General features: G+C 42.3%; 1 protein-coding gene. It reads left to right on the top strand.

The features are described 5' to 3' along the window. Positions 1 to 28: 28 nt before the first annotated feature. On the top strand, positions 29 to 326 hold a 298-nt coding region (locus AOA60_RS13890), incomplete at its 3' end, for an orotidine 5'-phosphate decarboxylase / HUMPS family protein (protein ID WP_305887049.1).

The following is a 326-nucleotide window of genomic DNA, read 5'->3' as shown; positions in this document are numbered from 1 at the left end:
GGAGTTAGGTCACCAAATCTTCCTTGACTTGAAGCTTCATGACATCCCAACAACAGTAAAGCGTGCCATGAAGCAACTTGCATCACTTGAAGTGGATTTAGTAAACGTCCATGCAATGGGTGGAGTTGAGATGATGAAGGCAGCAAAGGAAGGACTAGTAGAAGGTGCTAAATCACCTGATAGAATACCGAAATGTATTGCTGTAACGCAGCTTACTAGTATGTCTGAGGAGAGAATGCAGCAGGAGCTTAATATTCAATCTTCTCTCATGGATTCTGTATTATTACTTTGTCAAGGTGTTCAGGAAGCAGGACTTGATGGTGTTG

The sequence above is a fragment of the Pseudomonas sp. 2822-17 genome (genome assembly GCF_002742485.1).
GTDB lineage: Bacteria > Pseudomonadota > Gammaproteobacteria > Pseudomonadales > Pseudomonadaceae > Aquipseudomonas > Aquipseudomonas cyclaminis.
The sequence above is the reverse complement of the archived record's forward strand: the minus strand, read 5'-3'. Positions and strand labels throughout refer to the sequence as shown.